The sequence below is a fragment of the Bartonella sp. AC70YNML genome (genome assembly GCF_042196545.1).
In the GTDB taxonomy this organism is placed as follows: Bacteria; Pseudomonadota; Alphaproteobacteria; order Rhizobiales; family Rhizobiaceae; genus Bartonella.
The window spans coordinates 302977-328245 of sequence record NZ_JBHIQK010000001.1; the positions used below are offsets into that span (position 1 = coordinate 302977).

Annotated in this window: 15 protein-coding genes and 2 pseudogenes; 11 read left to right on the plus strand and 6 right to left on the minus strand. The window is 37.5% G+C overall.

The features are described 5' to 3' along the window. The first annotated feature begins 46 nt into the window (after nucleotides 1-46). Nucleotides 47-2677: an aminopeptidase N gene (pepN, locus tag ACFIMU_RS01410; RefSeq protein WP_375696754.1), complete on the plus strand. Its 2631-nt coding sequence runs from the start codon at nucleotides 47-49 to the stop codon at nucleotides 2675-2677. 288 nt (nucleotides 2678-2965) lie between these two features. Then, the gene (locus tag ACFIMU_RS01415; RefSeq protein ID WP_375696755.1) at nucleotides 2966-5287 is read left to right on the plus strand and encodes an ATP-binding protein; all 2322 of its coding nucleotides are present in this window, start codon (nucleotides 2966-2968) and stop codon (nucleotides 5285-5287) included. Here ACFIMU_RS01415 and ACFIMU_RS01420 read toward each other — a convergent pair. Then, nucleotides 5284-5805: a methylated-DNA--[protein]-cysteine S-methyltransferase gene (locus tag ACFIMU_RS01420; RefSeq protein WP_375606327.1), complete on the minus strand. Its 522-nt coding sequence runs from the start codon at nucleotides 5803-5805 to the stop codon at nucleotides 5284-5286. The genes ACFIMU_RS01415 and ACFIMU_RS01420 overlap by 4 nt on opposite strands. Before the next feature lie 443 nt (nucleotides 5806-6248). On the opposite strand from ACFIMU_RS01420, the gene ACFIMU_RS01425 reads away from it, so the two are divergent. From ACFIMU_RS01425 to ACFIMU_RS01440, 4 genes are all read left to right on the plus strand, one after another. Then, complete coding sequence (locus ACFIMU_RS01425; RefSeq protein WP_375614400.1) at nucleotides 6249-6440, plus strand: hypothetical protein; 192 nt, start codon at nucleotides 6249-6251, stop codon at nucleotides 6438-6440. A 175-nt stretch (nucleotides 6441-6615) separates the two neighbouring features. Beyond that, the gene (carB, locus tag ACFIMU_RS01430) at nucleotides 6616-10101 is read left to right on the plus strand and encodes a carbamoyl-phosphate synthase large subunit (RefSeq protein WP_375614401.1); all 3486 of its coding nucleotides are present in this window, start codon (nucleotides 6616-6618) and stop codon (nucleotides 10099-10101) included. Nucleotides 10102-10348: 247 nt separating this feature from the next. Next, entirely contained in the window at nucleotides 10349-10558 is a 210-nt protein-coding gene (locus ACFIMU_RS01435) for a cold-shock protein (protein WP_012754908.1), read from the plus strand. Nucleotides 10559-10875: 317 nt separating this feature from the next. Then, nucleotides 10876-12078 carry a pyridoxal phosphate-dependent aminotransferase gene (locus ACFIMU_RS01440; RefSeq protein ID WP_375610130.1) on the plus strand — a complete coding sequence of 401 codons (1203 nt, stop codon included), beginning with the start codon at nucleotides 10876-10878 and terminating at the stop codon, nucleotides 12076-12078. Nucleotides 12079-13244: 1166 nt separating this feature from the next. On the opposite strand, the gene ACFIMU_RS01445 is transcribed toward ACFIMU_RS01440, so the two are convergent. After that, nucleotides 13245-14150 carry a LysR family transcriptional regulator gene (locus ACFIMU_RS01445; protein WP_273791217.1) on the minus strand — a complete coding sequence of 302 codons (906 nt, stop codon included), beginning with the start codon at nucleotides 14148-14150 and terminating at the stop codon, nucleotides 13245-13247. A 42-nt stretch (nucleotides 14151-14192) separates the two neighbouring features. Then, complete coding sequence (gene trxB, locus ACFIMU_RS01450) at nucleotides 14193-15149, minus strand: thioredoxin-disulfide reductase (protein ID WP_375606331.1); 957 nt, start codon at nucleotides 15147-15149, stop codon at nucleotides 14193-14195. A 310-nt stretch (nucleotides 15150-15459) separates the two neighbouring features. On the opposite strand from trxB, the gene ACFIMU_RS01455 reads away from it, so the two are divergent. Further along, nucleotides 15460-16854: a TrkH family potassium uptake protein gene (locus ACFIMU_RS01455; protein WP_375607747.1), complete on the plus strand. Its 1395-nt coding sequence runs from the start codon at nucleotides 15460-15462 to the stop codon at nucleotides 16852-16854. Between the two features lie 1234 nt (nucleotides 16855-18088). On the opposite strand, the gene ACFIMU_RS01460 is transcribed toward ACFIMU_RS01455, so the two are convergent. Together ACFIMU_RS01460 and greA are read right to left on the minus strand one after the other, a co-directional pair. Further along, nucleotides 18089-19147: a glycosyltransferase family 4 protein gene (locus ACFIMU_RS01460; protein ID WP_375607748.1), complete on the minus strand. Its 1059-nt coding sequence runs from the start codon at nucleotides 19145-19147 to the stop codon at nucleotides 18089-18091. A gap of 17 nt (nucleotides 19148-19164) precedes the next feature. After that, nucleotides 19165-19638 carry a transcription elongation factor GreA gene (gene greA / locus ACFIMU_RS01465; protein WP_375609123.1) on the minus strand — a complete coding sequence of 158 codons (474 nt, stop codon included), beginning with the start codon at nucleotides 19636-19638 and terminating at the stop codon, nucleotides 19165-19167. Nucleotides 19639-19974: 336 nt separating this feature from the next. Between greA and ACFIMU_RS01470 the strand changes: the two genes are divergently transcribed. The 3 genes from ACFIMU_RS01470 to ACFIMU_RS01480 all read left to right on the plus strand — a co-directional run bounded on the left by ACFIMU_RS01470 (nucleotide 19975) and on the right by ACFIMU_RS01480 (nucleotide 24318). Next, the gene (locus ACFIMU_RS01470; RefSeq protein ID WP_375609122.1) at nucleotides 19975-20289 is read left to right on the plus strand and encodes an SH3 domain-containing protein; all 315 of its coding nucleotides are present in this window, start codon (nucleotides 19975-19977) and stop codon (nucleotides 20287-20289) included. Between the two features lie 260 nt (nucleotides 20290-20549). Beyond that, a complete protein-coding gene (uvrB, locus tag ACFIMU_RS01475; protein ID WP_375614037.1) occupies nucleotides 20550-22859 on the plus strand; it encodes an excinuclease ABC subunit UvrB in 2310 nt (769 codons plus the stop codon). Between the two features lie 667 nt (nucleotides 22860-23526). Next, a complete protein-coding gene (locus tag ACFIMU_RS01480; RefSeq protein ID WP_375614974.1) occupies nucleotides 23527-24318 on the plus strand; it encodes a BA14K family protein in 792 nt (263 codons plus the stop codon). A gap of 68 nt (nucleotides 24319-24386) precedes the next feature. On the opposite strand, the pseudogene ACFIMU_RS01485 reads toward ACFIMU_RS01480, so the two are convergent. Continuing rightward, nucleotides 24387-24701: pseudogene (locus ACFIMU_RS01485) on the minus strand (MBL fold metallo-hydrolase); the annotation flags it as partial. On the opposite strand from ACFIMU_RS01485, the pseudogene ACFIMU_RS01490 reads away from it, so the two are divergent. Further along, nucleotides 24697-25101 (plus strand): annotated as a pseudogene (locus tag ACFIMU_RS01490) (sensor histidine kinase); the annotation flags it as partial. The pseudogenes ACFIMU_RS01485 and ACFIMU_RS01490 overlap by 5 nt on opposite strands. Nucleotides 25102-25269: the final 168 nt, after the last annotated feature.

Sequence of the window (25269 nt, forward strand, 5' to 3'; positions counted from 1 at the left end):
TTAAAACACCCTTCTTTAACTCTTAAAATACTAATGGGAAAAAACTATGAAACAGCCAATAACATCTATTTATCGTTTGGAAGATTACCAACCAACTCCTTACGCTATCCCTAAAACACACCTTTCTTTCCAATTGGCACCAACAAAAACCTATGTTACAGCCATATTGTTTATTGAGCCTCGTCACGATACAAAAGAATTAACACCTCTCGTTCTTTCTGGTGATGATCTTACTTTAATTTCCGTTTCTATTAATGATGAGATATTAGCCCCAAACACTTATAGAGTGACGCCTTCACGTTTAGAAATTACAACGCCACAAACGGCTCCTTTTACTTTGAAAATGGTCACGGAACTGAATCCAGAAAGCAATCGCCAACTTATGGGGCTTTATCTTTCAAATGGTGTTTATTGCACACAATGCGAATCGGAAGGTTTTCGTCGTATTACTTATTTTTACGACCGCCCAGATGTTCTTTCTACCTATAGAGTGAAAATTGAAGCAGATACCCAAACAATCCCAATCTTGCTTTCAAATGGTAATCTGGTGAAAACAGGAACTTTAGAGAATAATCGCCATTTTGCCATTTGGGAAGATCCTTATCCCAAGCCATCTTATCTCTTTGCTTTAGTAGGTGGAGATCTTGATAAGTTAGAAGACCATTTTACAACTGTATCTGGACGACGTATCGAGCTTGGTATCTATGTAGAAAAAGGAAAAACCGAACGCGCAACCTATGCAATGGATGCTCTTAAACGTTCCATGCGTTGGGATGAACAATGTTTCGGACGCGAATATGATCTTGATGTTTTCAATATTGTTGCTGTGTCCGACTTTAACATGGGAGCAATGGAAAACAAAGGCCTTAACGTTTTTAATGATAAATATGTTCTTGTCGATCCTGAAACAGCAACCGATCAGGATTATAGAAATGTTGAACGTGTCATTGCCCATGAATATTTCCATAATTGGAGCGGTAATCGTGTTACCTGTCGCGATTGGTTTCAACTCTGTTTAAAAGAAGGATTCACTGTTTATCGTGATCAGGAATTTTCATCAGATCAAAATATACGCAGCCTACAGCGAATTGAAAATGTAAAAGCATTAAAAGCGACGCAATTTACAGAAGACGCAGGACCTCTTGCGCATCCTGTACGTCCTCGTCAATATAGCCAAATTAATAATTTTTACACCACAACTGTTTATGAAAAAGGTGCTGAAGTTGTTCGCATGATACGAACTATTTTAGGTCCTACTCTGTTTCGTAAAGGCACTGATCTTTATTTTCAACGTCATGATGGACAAGCTTGTACAATTGAAGATTTTATTACCTGTTTTGCTGAAGTGTCTGGTCAAGACTTCTCCCAATTCATGCTATGGTATGAACAGGCAGGAACACCCAATGTAGAAATCGATAGTCATTATAGCGATGGTGTTTTAACGATTCATGCAAAGCAACATATTCCCGCAACCCCACAACAAAAAACAAAAAAGCCCATGCTTATCCCTATCGCATTTGGCTTATTAGGACCTAACGGAGAAAACCTCGCTTATGAAGCGGATACAGATATTCAATCAGATGTTATGCTTTTATCCAAGGAAAGCCAAACGTTTACATTAAAGGGACTGCGTGAAAAACCCGTTTTATCACTGCTGCGAGATTTTTCAGCACCAATCATTCTACACACGCCATTTAATGAAAATGAACTTATTTTTCTTGCACAACATGATGACAATCACCTTAATCGCTGGCAATCTCTTAATCATTTAATGACGCAAGCTTTGCTTCAAAGCATTCAAGATAAAACACAAGCAGCAAAAGAAACAATCTCCTCTGCTTTGCTAAACCTGATTGAAACAATCATAACAGATGAAACCTTAGAGCCTGAATTTCGTGCCTTCTGTTTAAATTTACCTAGTGAAGTTGAGCTTGCTCATACAATCGGTAAAAATATTGATCCAGATCGTATTCATTACGTGCGCAATCAGTTTCTCGCTTCACTTGCACAAACACATCAAAAACTCTTAACAAAATTTTATGAACAAATGCAAACCCAAGAACCCTATTCACCAGACACTGTACAAGCCGGAAAGCGAGCATTCAAGAACATACTATTGGATTATCTTTCCATTTCTGAGAACAATCCAAATCGTGCGGCGACACAGTATGCAACAGCTGATAATATGACTGACCGAATGGCGAGTATTGCTGTTCTCGTGAAGCGTTTTAATGAAAGTGAGCAGGCACAAAATGCCTTAAATGATTTTGAAAACCGCTATCGACATGACCCTTTGGTTATGGATAAATGGTTTTCTATTCAAGCAATGGTTGCTGGCACATCAACACTCGAAAATGTTCAAAAGCTCATGCAACACCCGCTATTTTCAAAGGATAATCCTAATCGTGTACGATCTCTGATCGGTATCTTTGCCTCTAACAACCTAACAGGCTTTAACAGAGTTGATGGTGCCTCCTATGATTTTCTTTGCCAAATCATTTTAGAAATTGACAAAAAAAATCCACAGCTTGCTTCACGATTATTAACAACTTTGCGCTCTTGGCGACAATTAGAACCCATTCGGCAACAAAAACTTGAAACGGCATTAAAAACGATTGCTGCCGCACCAAAATTATCAAGCGATGTTTCTGATATCATCAATCGTCTACTCACTTGAAACAAAAAAACATTTTAAATCAATATACTATAATATTTTTAAAAATAAACTCTACAAGCTACTTTGATCATCATTAAACCTATAAACAGGCAATCTAAGCCTGTTTATAGGCCATGTTTAAAATGCCTTTTCCTTTTCATATTCCAAATTCATAAAAGTAAAATACTTTTTTTTAAAAAAAGACTGGACAGAAGACTCCTGTTTTGATTCATTGCACTCTCATGGGGTTATTAATGAATATCGAAGCAGTTTTTAAATCACATTATTCCGGAATTAAAGGAACAAGAGATGGCTAAATTGGACGCATATAATGCGCCAACGGAGATATATGCTGATTCAAAATCGAGCGCTCAAAGCCATAAAGCGCAGACAAAGCGTATTCATCTGTTTTCTGGCTCTACCTATCAAAAGCTTCTCTTTATTGAACCTTGGTTGCGACGCTCACTTCCATTTGTCATTGTGGCATTTCTTATTGCGCTTGCAGCAATCCGTTTCGTATCAATCTATGATTGGCGCAACACAATTGATAAAAACACGCATTCTACCATCACTCTCTTAGCTTCTCATATTACCAATACAATCGACCGTGACTTACTTGCCGCCACTCGACAAGGAAAAGCTGCTGCTCTTTCTCATAATCATTTACAAAATATCCTAACCAATTTTCGTAACAAAGGTTTTATAAAAACCAGCGCTGTTATTGCTATTGTCGATCAAAAAGGCAATGTCCTAGCTTCATCAAGTTCCGAGATTGTCTTAGGAAAACCCTTACAGGATTTTACCTCTGAAAGCATTACTTTACAAGCTCTAGGAAAACATGCTGGAATCATGAAAATTACAATAGAAAAAGATATTCCTGCTCTTGCTTCCTTTGAGCTAACAGAAAATGGACAATATGGGGTATTCATCAGTGAAAAAATGCAACATATTTATATGGAATGGCGGAAAGCTCTCTCGTTAAATATAACCATGTTCATTGGAACTAGTGGCGTTATCCTCGCTCTTCTTTATGCTTATTATAACCAAATTGTACGAGCACGCAAAACAGATCTTGTTTCAGAAAAAATTCAAAACCGTATTGATATGGCAATGATGCGTGGACGCTGTGGACTATGGGATTGGAATATGGCCAGTGGGCGCGTCTACTGGTCACGAGCAATGTACGAAATGCTCGGCTATGTCCCTCAAGATGCATTGCTCTCAATTTCCCAAATTAGCGCCATTATCAATCCAAATGATGCGAATTTTTTTGACCTTGCTCAGGAATTAATGAGCGGCAAAAAAAAGCATATCGATATTAACGTTCCTATGCGTCATGCTGATGGTCATTATGTATGGATGCGCATTCGTGCCGAAGTGACTGAAGAAGACGAACCCCATTTGGTTGGTATTTCCTTCGATATTAGTGAACAGCAACAATTGGCTGAACAAACGGCACAAGCCGACCTTCGTATTCGTGACGCGATTGAAAACATTTCAGAATCTTTCGTCTTGTGGGATGCTGAAGGACGTTTAGTCATGTCCAACAGCAAATTTTGCGAATATGCCGCTATTCCTAAACAAATTCTCCAATCAGGTATCCAACGTGCAACCGTCGAAGCCATGGCACGCCCTGCTCTTAGTGAATATCCCCTTAAAGATGATGGTACTGGTAACTTAACCAGTATTCGCCAAACGGCAGATGGTTGTTGGCTCAAAATTAACGAACGACGAACCCAAGATGGAGGATTGGTTTGTATTGGTACTGACATTTCTGAGCTTAAACAACAACAGGAAAAATTTGAAGACAGCGAAAGGCGTCTTTTTTCTTTCATTCAAGAACTCAAACGTGCGAGAGGGAGTGCTCAACAACGCGCAACAGAAGTTGAAAAACTTAATAAAAGTCTGAAAGCAGAAAAAGAACGCGCCGAAAGTGCTAATAAGGCTAAATCAGAATTTTTAGCCAATATGTCTCATGAATTGCGCACTCCACTAAATGCTATTCTCGGCTTTTCAGATATTATGTTACAATCAACCTTTGGCCCTCTTGGTTCACAACGCTATAAAGAATATATGCATGATATTTATAATTCAGGAACCCATCTTCTAACCCTTATCAATGACATCCTTGATATGTCAAAAATCGAAGCTGGAAGATTTACGCTTGATTGTAAAAATACCGATCTTGAACCTATCATTAGTGAAGCAGTACGAACACTAACGCCTCAGGCTCAAGAAAAAAATATTGCTGTTACAACAAACATTACCCCAGAACTTCATGCTGAAGTTGATGGTCGTGCAATGAAACAGATTTTCCTTAATCTCATCTCTAATGCCGTTAAATTCACTCCTTCTGGCGGAAATATTGATGTCTGCGCTTTCAAGAAAAAAAATAATCTTATTTTTAAAATTACAGATACAGGTGTTGGTATTCCACAATCAGCAATTAAAAAACTTGGACAACCCTTTGAACAAGTTGAAAATCAACTTACTAAATCTCATACGGGCTCAGGTCTTGGCTTAGCCATTTCACGCTCCTTGCTAGAACTCCACAAGGGAAAACTTGAAATTACTTCAAAAGAAATGAAAGGAACAACTGTAACGATTATAATGCCCATCACACAAAGTTAAATTTCTCCATTTTGTTCTCGTTGTAGTAAAATCTGTTTCCGTTTGTCCCCCCAACGATACCCTGAAATAAAACCATTTTTACGCACAACACGATGACACGGAATGATAACAGCCAATTCGTTACGTGCACAGGCATTAGCAACGGCACGAAAAGCATTCGGCATACCAATACGGCATGCTAAAACCTCATATGAAATTGTTTCACCACATGGTATATCACATAATACTGCCCATACTTGTCGTTGAAAAACTGTACCATTTATATCTAAGGGAAAATTATATTTTTTTACCAGCTTAGGTGTTTCTATCATGGCTATAATATGGGCAACTTCTCTCTTAAATGTATTGTCACCTACAACTTGTTGTGCATCACCAAATCGTAGCGTAAACTCCTGTAGTAATTGCTCTATAGTGTCTCCTAACGCACTATGACAAATCCCTTTTTGAGACCTAGCCACCAAAAGCTTTCCTATTGATACATCTTTCAGACAAAATCTCGTTTGGGAAATGCTCGGCATTTTATCCTTCTTTATATTTTAAAAAGTTTTGAACATCACCATAAAGTAAAGGGAGAGTATTCACTCTCTTTTAAAAACAAACAAAATCATTCTGAAATTATCTCCTTAGCCATTGTATTAAAATACACTCTCACCCTTTTATGAAACGGACACATCTATAGATTGACGTTCCCTACCCTAAAACGGAAACTTCGACCAGAGCCGACTTATCAACAATCTTATTGTTTATTTAACAGATTCCAACTGAAACCATTTTATATGGTTTATTTCATAAGCTCTCTACAGACAAATTTGGTCCTGAATTTTATCATACGCTCTAACAAAAAACACCTTAATGTGGTAAATTTTCATACCTTATATCACAGCTCTAAACAGCAGTATTTTACGGAACAACACGATAAGTTTCCCATTTCATTGTACGAAATCCCATCAAACCATAAATAATGGCTTATGTTTTACAAGCAATAGAAAAAGCGCGGGGTCTCTTAGGCAAACAACGTCATAAAACACAAAATATGCAAGCAATGTATTGGGAAGATGTTCCGACTTTTTATGCTCCACGTATGATTGAATATTCTAATTTGTTGGAGCACTGTTATTATTTTTTATCAAAGGTCATACTTTTGATAGACTGATGAGATGACTCAACTCAAAAAAGAAATTTATCTTAAATTTTATGAAAAAAAGCATGGAAAAGGTATTTTAATGCTTACTTTCTTTGTCACTTAACTTATAAAATAACTGTAGCTTCAAAACTGAAATATTTTGCCTGCAACAATCGCACATAGATATTTGTCATAGGAAAAAGTCATGCCCAAACGCACAGATATAAAATCTATTCTTATCATCGGAGCAGGACCTATTATCATTGGTCAGGCATGTGAATTTGATTATTCTGGTACTCAAGCCTGTAAAGCATTAAAAGAAGAAGGTTACCGAATTATTTTGGTCAATTCTAATCCTGCCACGATTATGACAGATCCAGATCTAGCTGATGCAACTTATATAGAGCCCATTACGCCTGAAATCGTTGCCAAAATTATTGCCCATGAACGTCCCGATGCCCTTTTACCCACTATGGGAGGACAAACAGCCCTCAATACTGCTTTATCATTAAAGCGTATGGGTATTTTAGACCGCTATCATGTTGAAATGATAGGAGCCAATGCTGATGCTATTGATAAAGCTGAAGATCGTGCTTTATTCCGCCAAGCGATGGCAAAAATCGGTTTGGAAACGCCACGCTCTATGTTAGCCAATGCAACAGAACTGAAAGAAGAAAATCGCCAACAACACGCAAAAACGTGTGCTGAACTTAAAGCAAAGCTTTCTGGTACTGCGCTTGACAAAGCACTCGAAGAACTTGAGCGCAACTGGCGACATACCGAAGCTGATCGCAAACAACATTATATCGCTCATGCAACAGCAAAAGCAGTTCAAGCTCTTGATGTTGTTGGGCTTCCAGCTATTATTCGTCCTTCATTTACCCTTGGTGGAACTGGTGGTGGAATCGCTTATAACCGCTCTGAATTCTATGAAATTATTGAACGTGGGCTTGAAGCTTCACCAACAACAGAAGTATTAATTGAAGAAAGTGTTTTAGGGTGGAAAGAATATGAGATGGAAGTTGTTCGTGATAAGAACGACAATTGTATCATCGTTTGTTCTATCGAAAACATTGATCCAATGGGGGTTCATACCGGTGATTCGATCACTGTAGCACCTGCTCTCACCTTAACCGATAAAGAATATCAATGTATGCGTAATGCTTCGATTGCTGTTTTGCGTGAAATTGGCGTTGAAACGGGGGGATCCAATGTACAGTTTGCTGTCAATCCTGAAAATGGGCGCCTCATTGTTATTGAAATGAATCCGCGTGTTTCTCGCTCTTCAGCGCTTGCCTCAAAAGCAACGGGGTTTCCCATTGCCAAAGTAGCGGCTAAACTGGCTGTTGGTTATACACTTGATGAATTAAAAAATGATATCACGGGTGGTGCAACACCAGCATCATTTGAACCTTCTATTGACTATATTGTGACAAAAATTCCTCGTTTTGCGTTCGAAAAATTTCCCGGTTCATCACCTGTCCTCACAACTGCGATGAAATCTGTAGGAGAAGTCATGGCAATTGGACGCACTTTTCAAGAATCGTTACAAAAAGCACTCCGTGGACTTGAAACAGGGCTTACGGGTCTTGATGAAATTGTGATTCCAGAGCATGCTGAAGGTGATGAAAAAAGTTCTATACGCTCAGCCATTGCCATACCAAGCCCTGATCGTCTACGCTATATTGCTCAAGCTATGCGCACAGGCTTACCTTTAAATGAGATTCACCAAATTAGCAAAATTGATCCGTGGTTTTTAGAACAAATAGCCTCCATCATTGAAATGGAGCAGCGTATCCGCATTCATGGATTACCCCAAGATGCAGATAATTTACGTATGTTAAAAGCTATGGGCTTTTCAGATGCGCGATTAGCCTCCCTTATCGGACAAGAAACCGATTATATCGCAGCTTTGCGTAAATCACTGAATGTTAAACACGTCTTCAAACGGATCGATACTTGTGCGGCTGAATTTTCTTCTCCTACAGCCTATATGTATTCAACATATGAAGTTCCCTTTGCAGGTGTAGAGCACTCGGAAGCACACGTTTCTGAACGCAAAAAAATTGCTATTTTAGGCGGTGGACCAAACCGCATTGGGCAAGGTATTGAATTTGATTACTGTTGCTGCCACGCTGCTTTTGCACTGCGTGATGCAGGATTTGAAGCGATTATGATTAACTGTAATCCTGAAACAGTTTCAACCGACTATGATACCTCTGATCGCCTTTACTTTGAATCTTTAACAACAGAAGACGTTATCGCTATTTTAGAAGCAGAACAGGAAAAAGGAGATTTGGTTGGAGTCATCGTCCAATTTGGCGGACAAACACCCTTGAAATTGGCAAGCGCTCTAGAAAAACACAACATCCCCATCCTAGGTACTTCACCTGACGCTATCGACTTAGCTGAAGATAGAGATCGCTTTCAAAAACTGTTATTTAAACTTAATTTAACACAACCTCAAAATGGTATTGCCCACTCCATCGAACAAGCACGCCTCATTGCCCACGAACTAGGCTTCCCCTTGGTTGTACGTCCATCTTATGTTTTAGGAGGACGTGCTATGCAAATTATTCGTGATGAGCGTAGCTTACAAAATTATTTACTTGAGAGTGTCCCTGAATTAATTTCAGAAGATATCAAAGTCCGTTATCCTAACGACACAACAGGACAAATCAATATATTGCTTGGTAAAAATCCGCTTCTTTTTGATACCTATTTAACAGAAGCAATTGAAGTAGATGTTGATTGTCTCTGTGATGGCAAAGAAACACTAATCGTTGGTATTATGGAACACATTGAAGAAGCTGGTATCCACTCTGGTGATTCAGCATGTTCTTTACCAGTCCATACGCTCTCAAATAAAATAGTTACTGAATTAGAGCGCCAAACCAAAGCATTAGCACAAGCACTTCATGTTCGCGGTTTAATGAATGTACAATATGCTATAAAAGATGACACCATTTATGTCTTAGAAGTCAATCCCCGTGCTTCACGTACTGTTCCATTTGTTGCAAAAACGATTGGTCGCCCTATTGCTAAAATGGCTGCACGTATTATGGCAGGAGAAACGCTTCATGATGCTCTTCAAGCTTATGGTGGATTACCTTCTTTGCAGGAAAAACAACATATTGCTGTCAAGGAAGCAGTGTTTCCTTTTGCTCGTTTTTCAGGTGTTGATACACTTCTTGGTCCAGAAATGCGCTCAACCGGTGAAGTTATGGGTCTTGACTATGAGTTTTCGCTTGCTTTTGCTAAAGCCCAACTTGGAGCTGGTGTAAAACTCCCTAAAGAGGGAACTTTGTTCGTTTCTGTAAGGGATGAAGATAAAAAACGCATCTTAAATCCTGTAAAACGTTTAACTGAGCTTGGCTTTTCTGTTGTCGCCACAAGTGGAACACAAAAATTTCTCACCGAACACCACGTTGAAGCAAAAAAAATCAACAAAGTTCTAGAGGGACACCCCCATATTGAAGATGCTATTCGTAATCGCCAAATTCAATTGATTTTTAATACAACTAGCACTGCCAGTGCCATCTCAGACTCAAAATCATTACGTTATGCAGCACTCATGCAAAATGTTCCCTATTATACAACAATAGCTGGAGCCGAAGCCGTCGTAGAAGCGATCAAAGCACTCAAAAAAAGGCACCTTGAGGTACGTTCACTACAAAGTTATTTTAGTTGATTTTTTTTCTACTTAGTAAAATGTACACTATTTTCTTGTTTTTTCTTTATATAAAAATTGATTAAGACTTGCTTTTTGTTCTAAAAACTTTTATAGAGGTTTCATCGAATTTTCGGTTACGTGACTTTCTTTCCTGTGCAATCTGCACTTTCGACGAAACTTCTCCCACCTAATTTCGATCTACAGCCGTATTGAAGGGATAAAAGCTTCAATTCTCAATATAATTATATATTCTAAGGAGTTTCCTATGTCTACAGGAACAGTTAAGTGGTTTAATACAACAAAAGGTTTCGGATTCATTCAGCCTAGTGATGGTAGTGCAGATGTATTTGTACACATTTCTGCCGTCGAGCGTTCAGGTCTAAACAGTCTTAATGAAGGGCAAAAAATCTCTTATGATGTTCTTCAAGATCGTCGTTCAGGAAAATTTGCCGCTGGTAACCTTGCAGCACTTTAAAGTTTAAATTCTGCAATATTTTATTTAGAAATCTTCGTCTGTAACGACGAAGATTTTTTATTTTGTATAAAACATTATTTTACCTTGTTAAAATAAAAGACTGCTTATCTCCTTTGCACAATTTATCAAACCTCCTCTATCTTTCCTTTAAATCTTTCATAAAACCTAAGAAGAAATGACCTTGCAAAAATCTCAAAAAAGAAGAATATAAAGCCTATGTAAGAGTATTGTGGAAGTTTTTTATTGCATACAATATAATCTCTTATAAAATATTCTTAAAGCAATAATCATTTGATATAATATAAGGATTTTAAATTATGGCTTTTATTGCCGACAAACTGTCTCGTATCAAACCTTCTGCAACAATTGCTGCTTCTCAAAAAGCCCGTCATTTAAAAGCATTAGGGCGAAATGTTATTGCTTTAAGTGCTGGAGAGCCAGACTTTGATACCCCAGACAACATCAAAAACGCGGCTATTGAAGCTATTCGAAGGGGAGAAACAAAATACCCTCCCATATCTGGAATTCCAGAATTGCGCCAAGCAATTTCTGCAAAATTTAAAAGAGAAAATAACCTTCTTTACCAACCAGAACAAATTATTGTTGGTACCGGTGGAAAACAAATTCTCTTTAATGCATTTATGGCAACTTTGAATAGAGGAGATGAAGTCATCATTCCATCTCCTTATTGGGTTAGTTATCCAGAAATGGTCACACTTAACGATGGTACGCCTGTCTTTTTAGAAACAAAAGCGGAATTTTCTTATAAACTCCAACCACAAGAGCTAGAAGCTGCCATTACCCCAAAAACCAAATGGTTTATCTTTAACTCTCCTTCAAATCCATCAGGTGCCGCTTATACATATAATGAACTGAAAAAACTCACCGATGTTTTAGTAAAATATCCTCATGTATATATTCTCACTGACGATATATATGAACATCTCACGTATGAGGGTTTTACCTTTGTTACTCCAGCTCAAGTAGAACCAGCGCTTTATGATCGCACACTCACAATGAATGGTGTTTCTAAAGCTTATGCGATGACGGGCTGGAGAATCGGTTATGCAGGCGGACCACAAGAACTCATTAAAGCTATGGATACCATCCAAGGCCAGCAAACATCTGGCACGAGTGTTATTTCACAATGGGCTGCAGTTGAAGCTCTCAATGGACCACAAGACTTTATCACTAAAAATAAAAGTATTTTTCAAGCACGCCGTGATCTCGTTGTTTCCATGTTAAACCAAGCTCCTGGCATTCACTGTCCAACACCCGAAGGTGCTTTTTATGTTTATCCTTCTTGCAAAGGACTTATTGGTAAGAAAACACCTAACGGTCAATGTATTATGAATGATGAAGACTTTGTCATAGCGCTTCTAGAAACAGAGGCTGTTGCTGTCGTCCAAGGGTCTGCTTTTGGACTTGGATTAACTTTTCGTATTTCTTATGCAACATCAGAAAAACTGCTTGAAGAAGCTTGCTTACGTATCCAGCGCTTTTGCAACAGTTTAACTTAAAATTTTTAACATCATCTCTTGTGATTGTTTTTTTGCCGAATGTTAGTATATCCGAGAAAATACCAGAAACTGCGTCATGGTCTAAATCTATCGATTCAGCAAAAATATCTATGAATAAACACAAAAATAGATGCTGTAGATAAAGATCAAAAAAATCTAGCTATCAAATAAATGAATCGGTCTCTTATCATAAGAGATGACAAGCCTATTCTGCTTTCTCCATTCAATTTATAACTCTAAAAAAGACCGAGCACTTTTAAACACAATTGCCCTTATAATCAAAGGCCCTTACAATAAAATCTCTTCTATTTCTTTCTCAGCTTCTTCTTCGTCCTAAAATGAAGAAGAAGCCACCTCCCATCGTTGTGTAAACAATCCAGTTTCCTTTAAGTTCTATCTAATAACTACTTGATTTACTTCATAGGCTTTATGAACAAGACCTGCCTTAAATATTCATCTCACATTCTAATAAAAAGCACTTCATGTATAAGGTTTTAAATATTTTATATCACGCTCCTAAAAGACAGACTTTTACAGTACAGTAGAATACCCCCTCTCAAACTCCTCATTGAATTTTAGTATTCTTAAAAAAATTGTTGGATATCCGCCAGTTTCGAAATTTTTTCTTTATCATCTTCCCATATATTGCAATTTCTAGGGACTCTTTCAAAAATTAAAAAAAAGCCGGACATATGTCCGGCAAATTTGGAAAATCCTCAGAGATAAAATCAATCTGATAGATCTTCGTAAGGGAACACTCAAGAAAACGAAACTGGGAGGCAACATAATCAAGAGATAATATTCTATGTCATTTTATAAGGAAAAGCACAATAAAGACTTAAGCGTATCTGCTATGCGATAAACACATAGCTTTAAATTTGTCTCCATCATGTACCACTCTCTTTAATTAAATAGTAAAAATGTTAACTACACCATCACACGATTTTCCATTTTTCAATATATAATAACCCTCACCGTTGCTAGCATTCATAAAAAACATTTATCCCTCTTTTCAAAAATATTTACCCGCACAGACTCCCTCCACTTTTAATGTGCAACAAATAATTTTAATTGATTCAATATAGGCAAATTTGAAACGAAAGAATATTACGGGAGTCTCAAGTTGCAAAATAGCTAATTGTCCCTTATAAATTAAGATATTAATATTAAAAAGACCACTGACGGGCTTTTAAAAAAATATAATCTCGAAAAGCATTTAACCTTGCCAAATTCTTTAAATTATAAGGATAACAAAAAAAAGTATCAAAAGAAGGAATATCAACCATATCAGGAAAAAGACGCACTAAATGCTCATCATTATTGACGATATAATCAGGAAGCACAGCAATCCCAAGATCACGCATAAGCGCATTCTTTATTGAGATGATATTGTTGATTTGTAGAACTGAAACGCGCAATGATCCATCACTTCTACCAGCCTTTTCCAACCAATTTAAACCAGACAAATAAGGTGGAACCGGTTCACCGAACGAAATAATACGATGCTCATCGAGATCAGACAATTTTTCCGGCTTTCCATAATTTGCAATATACTTTTCCGAAGCATAAACATGCATATGAATTGTAAAGAGTTTTCTTTGTATAAGATCAGGTTGTTTGGGTTGATGTAAGCGAACAGCACAATCCGCATGACACATTGTCAAATCAAGCTCTTCATCGGAAAGCAAAAGCTGAACCTGCATATCAGGATAAAGACTAAGAAATTCTGGCATACGCTCTGCAATCCACCCTGCCCCCATTCCAAAGGTCGAGGTCACACGCAAGTGCCCCGTTGGTTTTGCATAGCTTTCACTTAATTGCAAACGCACACTTTCAAGCTTCATCAAAACATCATGAGCTGTACGATAAAGAGTTTCTCCTTGTTCTGTAAGAATCAAACCACGCGCATGACGTTGAAATAAGGATACCCCAACCTCTTGTTCTAAAGCCGAAACCTGTCGTGAAACGGCTGATTGAGATAAATGAAGTTTTTGAGCAGCATGCGTAAAAGATCCCGCTTCTGCTGCAGCGTGAAAAACCCTTAACTTATCCCAATCCAACGGTGGCGCCACAATTAATTTTACCTCTATATTCTCTATGTTCTCAATGGGTGACTAACGCTTGAGTATATCCAAAAACCGTTCTGCTTCCAACGCTGCCATACATCCTCTTCCCGCAGCTGTTACAGCTTGGCGGAATGTTTCATCTGTCACATCCCCAGCAGCAAAAACACCAGCAATGCTTGTTGCTGTTGAGTCCGGTGCTGTCCATAAATAGCCACTTTGTTTTTGTTTCAGCTGTCCTTCAAACAGAGAAACAGCAGGATCATGCCCAATGGCAATAAATATGCCCTCTGCATTCACTTTCATCTCGTGACCTGTCTTAACATTTTTCAGACGTGCCCCTGTTACAACAGCGCCCATTGAATCTTGAGCGGGTAGCCCCAAAATTTCTTCGACCACATGATCCCAAAGAACACGTACATTATTACAAGCTAGCAACCTATCTTGCAAAATTTTTTCTGCCCGAAACTGCCCCCGCCTGTGAACCACGCTTACACTTTTAGCCAAATGCGATAAATAAAGTGCTTCTTCAACAGCCGTATTTCCTCCTCCCACGACAATAACGTCCTTATCACGATAAAAAAAGCCATCACATGTCGCACAAGCGGAAACACCTCCGCCCATAAAGGTCTGTTCACTTTCTAAACCAAGCCAGCGCGCTTGAGCTCCTGTTGCAATAATCAGTGCATCACAAGAATATTGTGTTCCTGAATCCCCATATAAAACAAAAGGATACTTCAACAAATCAGCCTTTATAATTGTATCATAGACAATTTTTGTCCCCATATTCTCAGCTTGTTTTGCCATTTGCTCCATCAACCATGGTCCTTGAATGGGATCTGCAAAACCTGGATAATTCTCAACATCAGTTGTAATTGTTAATTGCCCACCCTGCTGCAAGCCCGTCACCAAAACCGGCTTAAGCATTGCTCTTGCTGCATAGATCGCCGCTGTATAACCAGCCGGACCTGAGCCAATAATCAGCAGACGAATATGAGATTGTACCATTAAATCCCCTTCACTTTATTATAAATTAATTATTCTATAAATGATAACGGAATGCAGCCTTTTAAAAAAATATTTTTCAAGAGCCCTAATTATGTTATGTATACTTCTTTTCAAGTTTTATGAAAAGGTCTGATTACCAATTCATCAAGGCGCGCTAATGTTAAGAATTAATCCTTATCCTATAAAGAGAAAAATGTAACTTCTTATGAGCACAAAACCATAATAAAAAGAGATACAAAGATAGGGAACGATCATTTTTCAATTTATTATCAATGTCTGTGCACGTTTTGCCTTAATCATGGGAGGAGCAATGCTTTTGCCAATTTTTGTGGATTTGCACGACAACAATCGTAATTGGATAAGCTTTCTCTATTCTTGTGCCATAACCACCATGTTAGCAACGCTGATTCTTTTAGCAACTAAGGGGGCTACTTGTCGTTTTTCAGCACGCCTTGGTTTTATGCTCACTGTGTGTCTTTGGCTCACAGGAAGCATCGTGGGTGCCTTACCTCTTTATCTTTCCCCTCTACCCATTTCTCTAGCAGGTGCCATCTTTGAATCTGTCTCTGGAATTACAACAACAGGCTCTACAGTCCTTTCGGGTCTTGATAATTTGTCGCGAAGTATTTTGTTATGGCGTTCTATCATATGCTGGATTGGAGGCATCGGTTTTATCGGTTTAGCCCTCTTGATTTTGCCTTCACTGCGTGTGGGGGGAGTACGACTTTTTCATATGGAATCATCTGATAAATCTGAAAAAATATTGCCTCGCATCAACCAAATTGCTAATGGAATTATCATAGCTTATGTTGGTCTCACATTGGCTTGTATGCTTTCTTATTTTGCTGCAGGCATGAATTTATTTGATGCCATTAACCATGCAATGAGTACAGTAGCAACTGCTGGTTTTTCGACTCACGATGCTTCTTTTGGCTATTTTTCTAATACACCAGCTATCTTAATTATCTCAACAATCTTCATGTTGCTTTCTGCTTTACCCTTCGTCCTTTATGTTAAATTAGTTCTTCCTGGACACTCCAAACGCTTCCTTGATCCACAAGTAATTGTTTTTCTCCATATCGTTCTCCTTTTCAGCTTTGCTTTAGCAGTGTGGCTACGGTTTCATGATCATCGCGCTTTCCATTTGGTTTTTCTTGATGCCATTTTTCACCTTTCATCCATTATTAGTACCACAGGTTACAGTGCTGAAGATTATCAACTTTGGGGCCCCTTTGCGCTTGGAATTTTCTTTATTGTTTCTTTTACAGGTGGGTGTGCTGGTTCTACTTCTGGTGGTATGAAAATCAATCGCCTTATTATTCTTTGGCGTATTACACAAACAAATATACAAAAACTTCTTTCTCCTAATGTTGTCGTAAAAGCTCGCTATGATCACTCAAATATATCAAACGATGTTGCTCAAGCCGTTTTATTTTTTGTATGTCTTTATATGTTCTGCCTTGTTATCGGCACTGCACTTTTGCTTACAACCGGTCTTGACTTTACCTCTGCCTTTACAGGTGTCTTAACCGCACTTTCAAATGTTGGTCCAGGCTTTGGAGATATCATTGGCCCTGCAGGTAATTTCTCTACAATCAATGATAATGCTTTATGGATTTTAAGTTTTCTAATGTTAGCTGGACGCCTTGAAATCATAACAATATTCGTCCTTTTTATTCCCGCTTTCTGGCGTGAACAATTTTAATGCATAGAGTATTTTATGCTACCATGATAAAAAATTTACAAGATAAAAAGGCGAGAACAGTATGCGTCATAATATTCACCCCTCACCCAATCTACTGAAGATTTCCTAAAATTTCATACAAAACATCATATCAATGATATAAAAATAATTCAACAAAAACAATCAAATACCAATACTCTCAAAGCCATAACATATAAAACTTCACTTTATTGATCTTCTTTATCAAATAAAATGGACGCATAGAACATTCTTTTTTACGAATAATCCCTCATGCAAAAATATGAATATTTGCTGATAAAAGTGTTTTTTCTCTTTAATAGAACAACATCTTTATGGAAAATAGAATGCATGCTATTACAAATTTACAAGCTTGTTAAAAAACATCTCACAATACTCATCTTATTCATTTCACAACAATTCTTATGAAAGGTATAAGATCTAATTGGTCCCATCATTTTTACTTAAATAATAAAGTGCATGCCGAAACCACAACATAAGATACAATTAGCACCATCATATTATTTTTCTGCTGTTAATGTGCAACAGACTGCATTTCAGACAATTTATAAGAAATCTCTTTACACCTTTCTTAAATAGTTTTTATCCGCCACATGCTCTCTTCCAATTGTGACGTGCAAATGTATAGTTTTTATTGATTTTCTATAAACAGATTTAACATGGAAGAATCATACGATATTGAAAGTTCTTATTCAAATTGCAAAGATAAATTATTTATATGATATCAATATATTAATCAGAGCACATTTTGTTTATGAATTTCTACTACCCGAAAATATGTACAGCTATTTTATCCATGAAAATACTACAGAAAACCTCAAAAATTTTCTCTCATTTAAGATAAGAATTTTTTTGCTCTATATTTAAGTCTTACAAAACGTAATAATATTAGCATGACAGCGTTAAGATAGTGCATAAATCTCTAGACTTTAAAAGTTAAAGTATTATTTTCTCATTCTAAAATATTGCTGGAATTAAAATAATTCTTCTCTCTCCTCGTATGCTTTGTCATAAGCCATATATCGCTCTCAAACCTATAGATTTTTTAATCTTTGATCCCAAACTTTGAGAACTTCTTATAGCGTTATATGAAAGACATGATAATTTTTTTGAAATAACACTTAATATAATTGAGATGTTTTCTTGATGATCAAGAAAGACCTTTAAAGGAAACACTTTTTATCATTCCTCAAGAAGATTTTTGATATAATATATTTTAAAGTATTTTTTCCGCAAACAGTTCTTTGTAAATACTTCCAATCTCAATTGCCTCCTTTTCCAAAGGAAAGTGAGTACGAACATGGGTTAAAGCTTTCTTTCCGGCTGCTAATGTTTTTTCTACATCAGAAAAATAAAGTTCAATCGCTGCCGTTAAAGCCGAACCATCTCCTGCTTTTACAACCGTTCCTGTTTCTGCTACTACCAACTCTTTATAAGCTCCCGCATCACTCGTTACAACCGCAACCTGTGATGCCATTGCCTCTAATGGTGTTAAACCGAAACCTTCTGTACGAGAAGGTGCCACATAAAGTGATAAACGACGATACCATAAAGGTGTATCCAGAATCTCACCAAGAAAAATAATGCGATCATTCAGATCAGCCTTAGCAATCTTTTGGCGTAATTCTTTTTCAAAATGATAATGTTGTTCTGTCGTACGACCAGCAATAAGTGCTGTCCACTCAGGATAGTGGGGCAATAATGCTATCATAGCATCAACAAATAAATCTGTTCCCTTTGAGCTACGCACACGTCCAAAACATCCTACCGCATATTTTCCTGGAAATCCTGTTGAAGAAAAGTAATCATTAAGAGTCTGTGGTGGCGTAAAACGCCTTACATCCACCCCATGCATAATAACCTTGTGAGGCACTTCTAGATAAGCACCCGTATGCGTACTGGTAGCAATAACTCTATCCATACGGCGAATCAACCATTTGGTAAAAGGCTTATGATGGCGTTGTGAAGCCGATGTGAATATAAGCCTCAGCTTCATTCGCAAGATATCGCGTAAAAAGATCCCACAAAGCATCTCAATATTGCGTCGTGCATGCCAAATACGAAATGATTTCCCTTTCGGACTTTTCCAAAGTCCGAAAAGGTCCCTAAAGGTAAGAGCAGGCAAGTTTTGTGGTAATCCAAATCCCAAAGTAGATATACGCACCCCCTGTTCGCGCTGTAGTGGAATAAGCTGAATAATCGTAGATGTCACTCCCGACAAACGCTTTTTTAAATGAGGCGCAATAACCTCAGTTTCTTCCAAAGAGATACGCATAATAATTTAGACATAGTTTAGATGTATTGAACCTCAATGATTTCGTAATTATGCGCACCACCGGGCGCATTCACCTCAATTACGTCACCCTCTTGCTTGCCAATGAGTGCACGTGCGATAGGTGAAGAAATAGAGATTTTACCAATTTTTACATCAGCTTCTTGATCCCCTACAATCTGATACACCTTTTTTTCTTCAGTATCCTCATCCAAGAGTTTAATGGTTGCGCCAAATTTTATTTTGTCACCTGAAAGACGCGAGACATCTATCACTTCTGCTCGTGCGATATAATCTTCAAGCTCATTTATACGCCCCTCATTAAGACTTTGCGCTTCTTTAGCTGCATGATACTCGGCATTTTCTGACAAATCACCATGTGCTCGCGCCTCAGAAATTGCTTCAATAATCCGCGGACGCTCCTGTTGTTGACGCCAACGCAACTCTTCTTTAAGACTTTCAAAACCAGCTGTAGTCATCGGAACTTTTTCCATAATCCGTCCCTTTCTATTACACGGAAAGTTTAATAAAAATACAAAAAACGGCTTCCAAAATTACTTTTGGAATCCGAAAACTACGATCTTTTTCATTATATAGTACAGTCTCTCTGTTTTCCATATAAAAATAAATAAAGGGAACAAAACATGCACCAATAGTGTTTAAAACATCTCATTTTGGTGTTTAAAATATTAAAATTCACTCTACTGCTGAGTCTCCTAAAGAAGAAAGAATTGTATTTTTTTCTGTTTTATCATAGTCTGGCAAAAGAAATCATATGTGATACGAAGAGAGAAGGATAGAAAATTACTAAAGAAGTTCTTTGCAGTAAAATGAAAAAAATCATAATTTTTTTTATGTTTGTTCCTTTCTTTTTAACTACAACGATATCCGAGGCAGCAGAGGCCTTTGTTACGAGAAATCTTAATTTTAGAGCAGGCCCCAGCACTCAGTATGCGCTTTGTGGCTTAATCTCTGCGGGGGAATTGATCTTTGTCAAAAACTGTGAAGGAAACTGGTGCCATATCCGATATAACGCTCAAATGGGTTGGGTGTCATCTCGTTATCTTTCATTTAAAGATGGAAATGATCTTTATCACACATACACAATGCCTTTAGTGCCCAAACGTACCGATTATTCTCCATAACAGCCATAATAACTTATGCCCTCTTGAATATCATCATGGAAAAAATGCAATAGTGTCTATGAACAACCACAAATATGCTCCCTCCAAAGAAATACTTCGAAGAATTTGTCTCATAGAAAAAACTTGATCAAGATCCTAATGAAAGCTCCAATAAACCAAAACAAATCTGTTCAATAATGTTTTGCTGTTGTTGTAATGAAATTGTAAAAATTAGTATTTTCTTTAAAATCACCAGCACGCTTCTATCAAAGGATACAACAATGAAAAATGGTGTTACTGCAACAGTAGAAGCTCTTTCTGCTCTCATTGCTTCAGGTAATCCTCTTTTTAAGAATGGTGCATTATGGACACCTCACCGCCCTATTCGTCCTGAAAAATCTGAAGGTGGTATTCCATTTCAACTCGAAACATCTTTTAAACCAGCGGGAGATCAACCTCAAGCCATTAAAACTCTGGTTGAGGGAATTCAAAAAGATGAACGTACACAAGTGCTTTTGGGTGTTACCGGCTCAGGAAAAACCTATACAATGGCCAATATCATTGAAAAAACACAGCGTCCAGCTCTGATTTTAGCTCCAAATAAAACTTTAGCGGCACAGCTTTATGGAGAATTTAAAAGCTTTTTTCCTCACAATGCTGTCGAATATTTTGTTTCTTATTATGACTATTATCAACCAGAAGCCTATGTTGCACGCTCTGACACTTATATTGAAAAAGAGTCCTCTATTAATGAACAAATCGACCGGATGCGTCATGCTGCAACACGTGCCGTCTTAGAGCGTGATGATGTTATTATCGTCGCATCTGTTTCCTGCATCTACGGAATTGGTTCCGTAGAAACCTATACGGCCATGACCTTCGAAATAGAAAAAGGGGACAAACTCAATCAACGAAAACTCTTGGCTGATTTAGTCTCTCAACAGTATTATCGACAAGATATCAACTTCGTTCGTGGTTCCTTTCGTGTACGAGGGGATACAATCGAAATTTTCCCTGCCCACCTCGAAGATCGTGCTTGGCGTATTTCGCTCTTTGGCGATGAAGTGGAAACAATTACGGAATTTGATCCTCTCACCGGACAAAAAACAGGCGATCTTCAATCAATTAAAATTTATGCCAACTCACACTACGTAATACCACGCCCAACACTTAACCAAGCGATGAAATCTATCAAAATGGAACTCGTTCAACGCCTCGATGAATTGAACGAAGCTGGGCGTCTTTTAGAAGCACAACGTTTAGAACAACGTACAGTTTTTGATTTGGAAATGTTGGAAACCACCGGTTCATGTCCGGGAATTGAAAATTATTCACGTTATTTAACAGGACGAAATCCCGGTGAACCACCCCCAACTTTATTCGAATATATTCCACTCAATTCTCTTGTTTTTATCGATGAAAGCCATGTAACCATTCCCCAAATTGGTGGTATGTACCGAGGTGATTTTCGCAGAAAAGCAACTTTAGCAGAATATGGTTTTCGCCTCCCTTCCTGTATGGACAACCGTCCTTTGCGCTTTGAAGAATGGGATGCCATGCGCCCACAAACAATTGCTGTCTCCGCAACACCTGGACGCTGGGAAATAGAACAATCCCATGGTATTTTTGCTGAACAAATCATTCGCCCAACAGGGCTTGTCGATCCAGAAACAGAAATTCGTCCAGCACGCACTCAAGTCGATGATGTTGTGAATGAAATTCGGAAAACAATTCAAAAGGGCTACCGTACATTGGTGACAGTTCTCACAAAGCGTATGGCCGAAAACTTAACTGAATATCTCCACGAACAAGGTATTCGTGTACGCTATATGCATTCCGACATTGATACATTAGAACGCATTGAAATTCTACGCGATCTTCGGCTTGGCACCTTTGATGTCCTCATCGGTATCAACTTGCTCCGAGAAGGCTTAGATATTCCAGAATGTGGTTTTGTTGCCATTCTAGATGCCGATAAAGAGGGCTTTTTGCGCTCTGAAACTTCCCTCATACAAACAATCGGACGTGCTGCACGTAACGTAGATGGCCGTGTTATCCTCTATGCAGATACGATCACTGGTTCCATAAAACGAGCCTTACAAGAGACACAAAGACGTCGACAAAAACAAATAGCCTATAATGAAGAACACCATATCACACCGAAAAGTATCAAAAAAAATATCGGAGATATTCTCAATTCAGGTTATGAAAACAACCATATTCGTACAAATATCCCTGATGTCATCGAGAAAAAAAATATGGTTGGCAACAATTTAGCATCTCATATTAAACACCTCGAAAAATTAATGCATGAAGCAGCTGCTGATCTTAATTTTGAAGAAGCAGCACGCCTTCGCGATGAAATCAAACAATTACAAAAGATAGAACTAGAACTCGCGGAGAATCCCTTAACACATCATAGAGAACAATCCCCCCAAGAGCCCGTGTTACAACCAAGTCTTTTCTCCAAACCAGACCTTGCACACATGGGACCAACCATGGACACTGGTATTTTGGAAAATCAAAAAGGAAAATCTCGTAAAAACACTCCTAATCAAGCAACAATAAAACGAAAAAAACGCAATCAATGAAGGAGCAAGAAATTTCACACCGCCAAAACTAATCTTTAGCTCTTCTAAAAAACTGACTATCGATGAAGAGTAAACAGTATTGCCCTAAAAATAGATAACAGCAAATATTAAAAATATTCCAATTTTTCTAAGATAACATAAGAGAGGATATTTTACAAAAAATGCCTAAACTTATTGACTTTTTAAAAAATCTTTCTTGTTCAACCTTATTATAAAAATCTTTAAAACTGTAAAAACTTCTAAAATATAAATAAATGCAGACAAATTTTAAAAAATATCTCCCATGAAACAAAATATTACTACAAATATATTATATTTATACAATTATACTATAATATATAATTTAATATTAATCATAATTATATAGTGATAAAACTATAGGCTTTATTTATAAAATAGTTATTAAATTATATTAAATTAATTGATAGGAACAAATTATTCCCAAATAAATACTTTATACAACATAGTAAAAATCATCTACTACCAATACAATCTTATCAATTAAATACATTAAATTGAAATCAAAATTTTGTCAGTATCTATGATAGCTTTTACTAAATGGCTTATTTATTTGTTTTGTCACAATAAAGTCCAAAATTGTTCAGGCTCTATTCAGTTTGAAACGTGTAGGATGTGAAAAATACGAATTAACACAAGGAGCATCATTATGAAAAAAGTGATCAGGTTAGCGGTATTATCAGCAATGTCAACTGTGACCATTTTGATGCCGCTAAATGCAACGCTTGCGGATATGGCATGGAATCGTAGTGACTCTATCTCGAGAGAAATAGATGATATGATGAGGAAGATGCGTAAAGAAACAGATGATGCGATAAGGGAAATAAGGAAGAGAGCTGATATTCTGCCTTGCGGTTTTTCTCACTCCCATTGTTCTGATAAAAAACGTGGCTTTTTTTCTGATGATTTCCAAAAGTTTGTTGATGATTTCCACAAGAGTTCTGATGACAACAAGAGAAGATTTAAAGCCAAACATGAAAGGTCTGTAGCCAAACATAGTAAGACGGAACAACAACAACAACAACACCATCATCACCACCACCACCATTATCATCATGTTGAAAACAAAACATATCATTACGTCGAGCGCAAAAAGACAAAACACAGTAATATTCATATAGACAACTCAGGAGATGCTTTAGCGGTGGGCATTCTTGGTCTTGCAACAGGTACAATTCTTGGTACAATTTTAAAAAAACCAGAACAGCCACAAGTGGTTTATCAAATAGTACCACAAAGTCAGGTAATTTATCAAAAAGTTCCACAAAATCAAAGGGTTTATCAAGTGCAGCAAACGGTGGCATATGAGCCATTCCAGCAATCATTAGAATCTGATTGGCTTAACTATTGCAAGAAAAAATACCGTTCCTTTAACCCTAAAACAGGGACCTTTCGAGACCGTAATGGTTTGGAACACATTTGTTATGCCCCAATAAATTAACTTCTGTTGCGTCCTACTAAAAAAGTTTTAAATGGCAAAAAAACGCTTCAAAGCGTTTTTTTGTTTTCTCATATATTAAAATCTTGAAGAAAAGTATTATTTTGGCGCTCATAGTCTATACTACTTTTGGGATCATGCCCACAGATAAAACAAACATCATCGCCTAAGGGTAAAACTTTTTCTCGAAGGGATTTCATCAATTTTTCATAAGAACAGAAGGGGAAGTCCGTACGTCCAATAGAACCACGAAAGAGAACAACACCCAAGAAGGCTAAGCGCTCTTTCTCATTGAAACAAATAACATGACCAAGGGAATGCCCCAGTGTATGCAAAACCCTAAACTCATGTCCAGCAAAATACACACACTCACCATCTTCTAAATATATCGAACAACGCCCCATGATGCTTGCGGATGTAAGCCATGATTTAAGAACCATTCTCACCCGTTTTAAACTTCAGCTAACATTAGCAAATACTGACTTTGATATCAAGCCGCTTGAGCAAAATGTGAGCGACATGCAAAACATGTTAGAAGATTACCTTTCTTTTGCCCGTAGTGAAGAAAGTGAGTGTGTTAAAACTTTTGATTTAAATGCTCTTATGCAAAAATTCTCTACCGATGCACATCTTCACAAACGTCAATTTTCCTACACCATTGAAAGCCCTACACAAATACAGGCACGCCCACGTGCCTTCACGCGTCTCATCAGCAATCTTGTGTCAAATGCATTTTGTCATGCCAATACTGTCAAACTAACAGCCATATCCCAACAAGAATGTTTCCCATATATCAAAAAAAGTTCCCGCAATATATTATATTTATACAGTTATAATATGATATCGAACTCAATATTTAGCCTCACAAGAGAGTAGTGAAACAGGACTGTATTCAATCACACAAATAAGGTGAAATAAGGTTCTATCTTAGCACCATAAGCCTATAATAAAAAA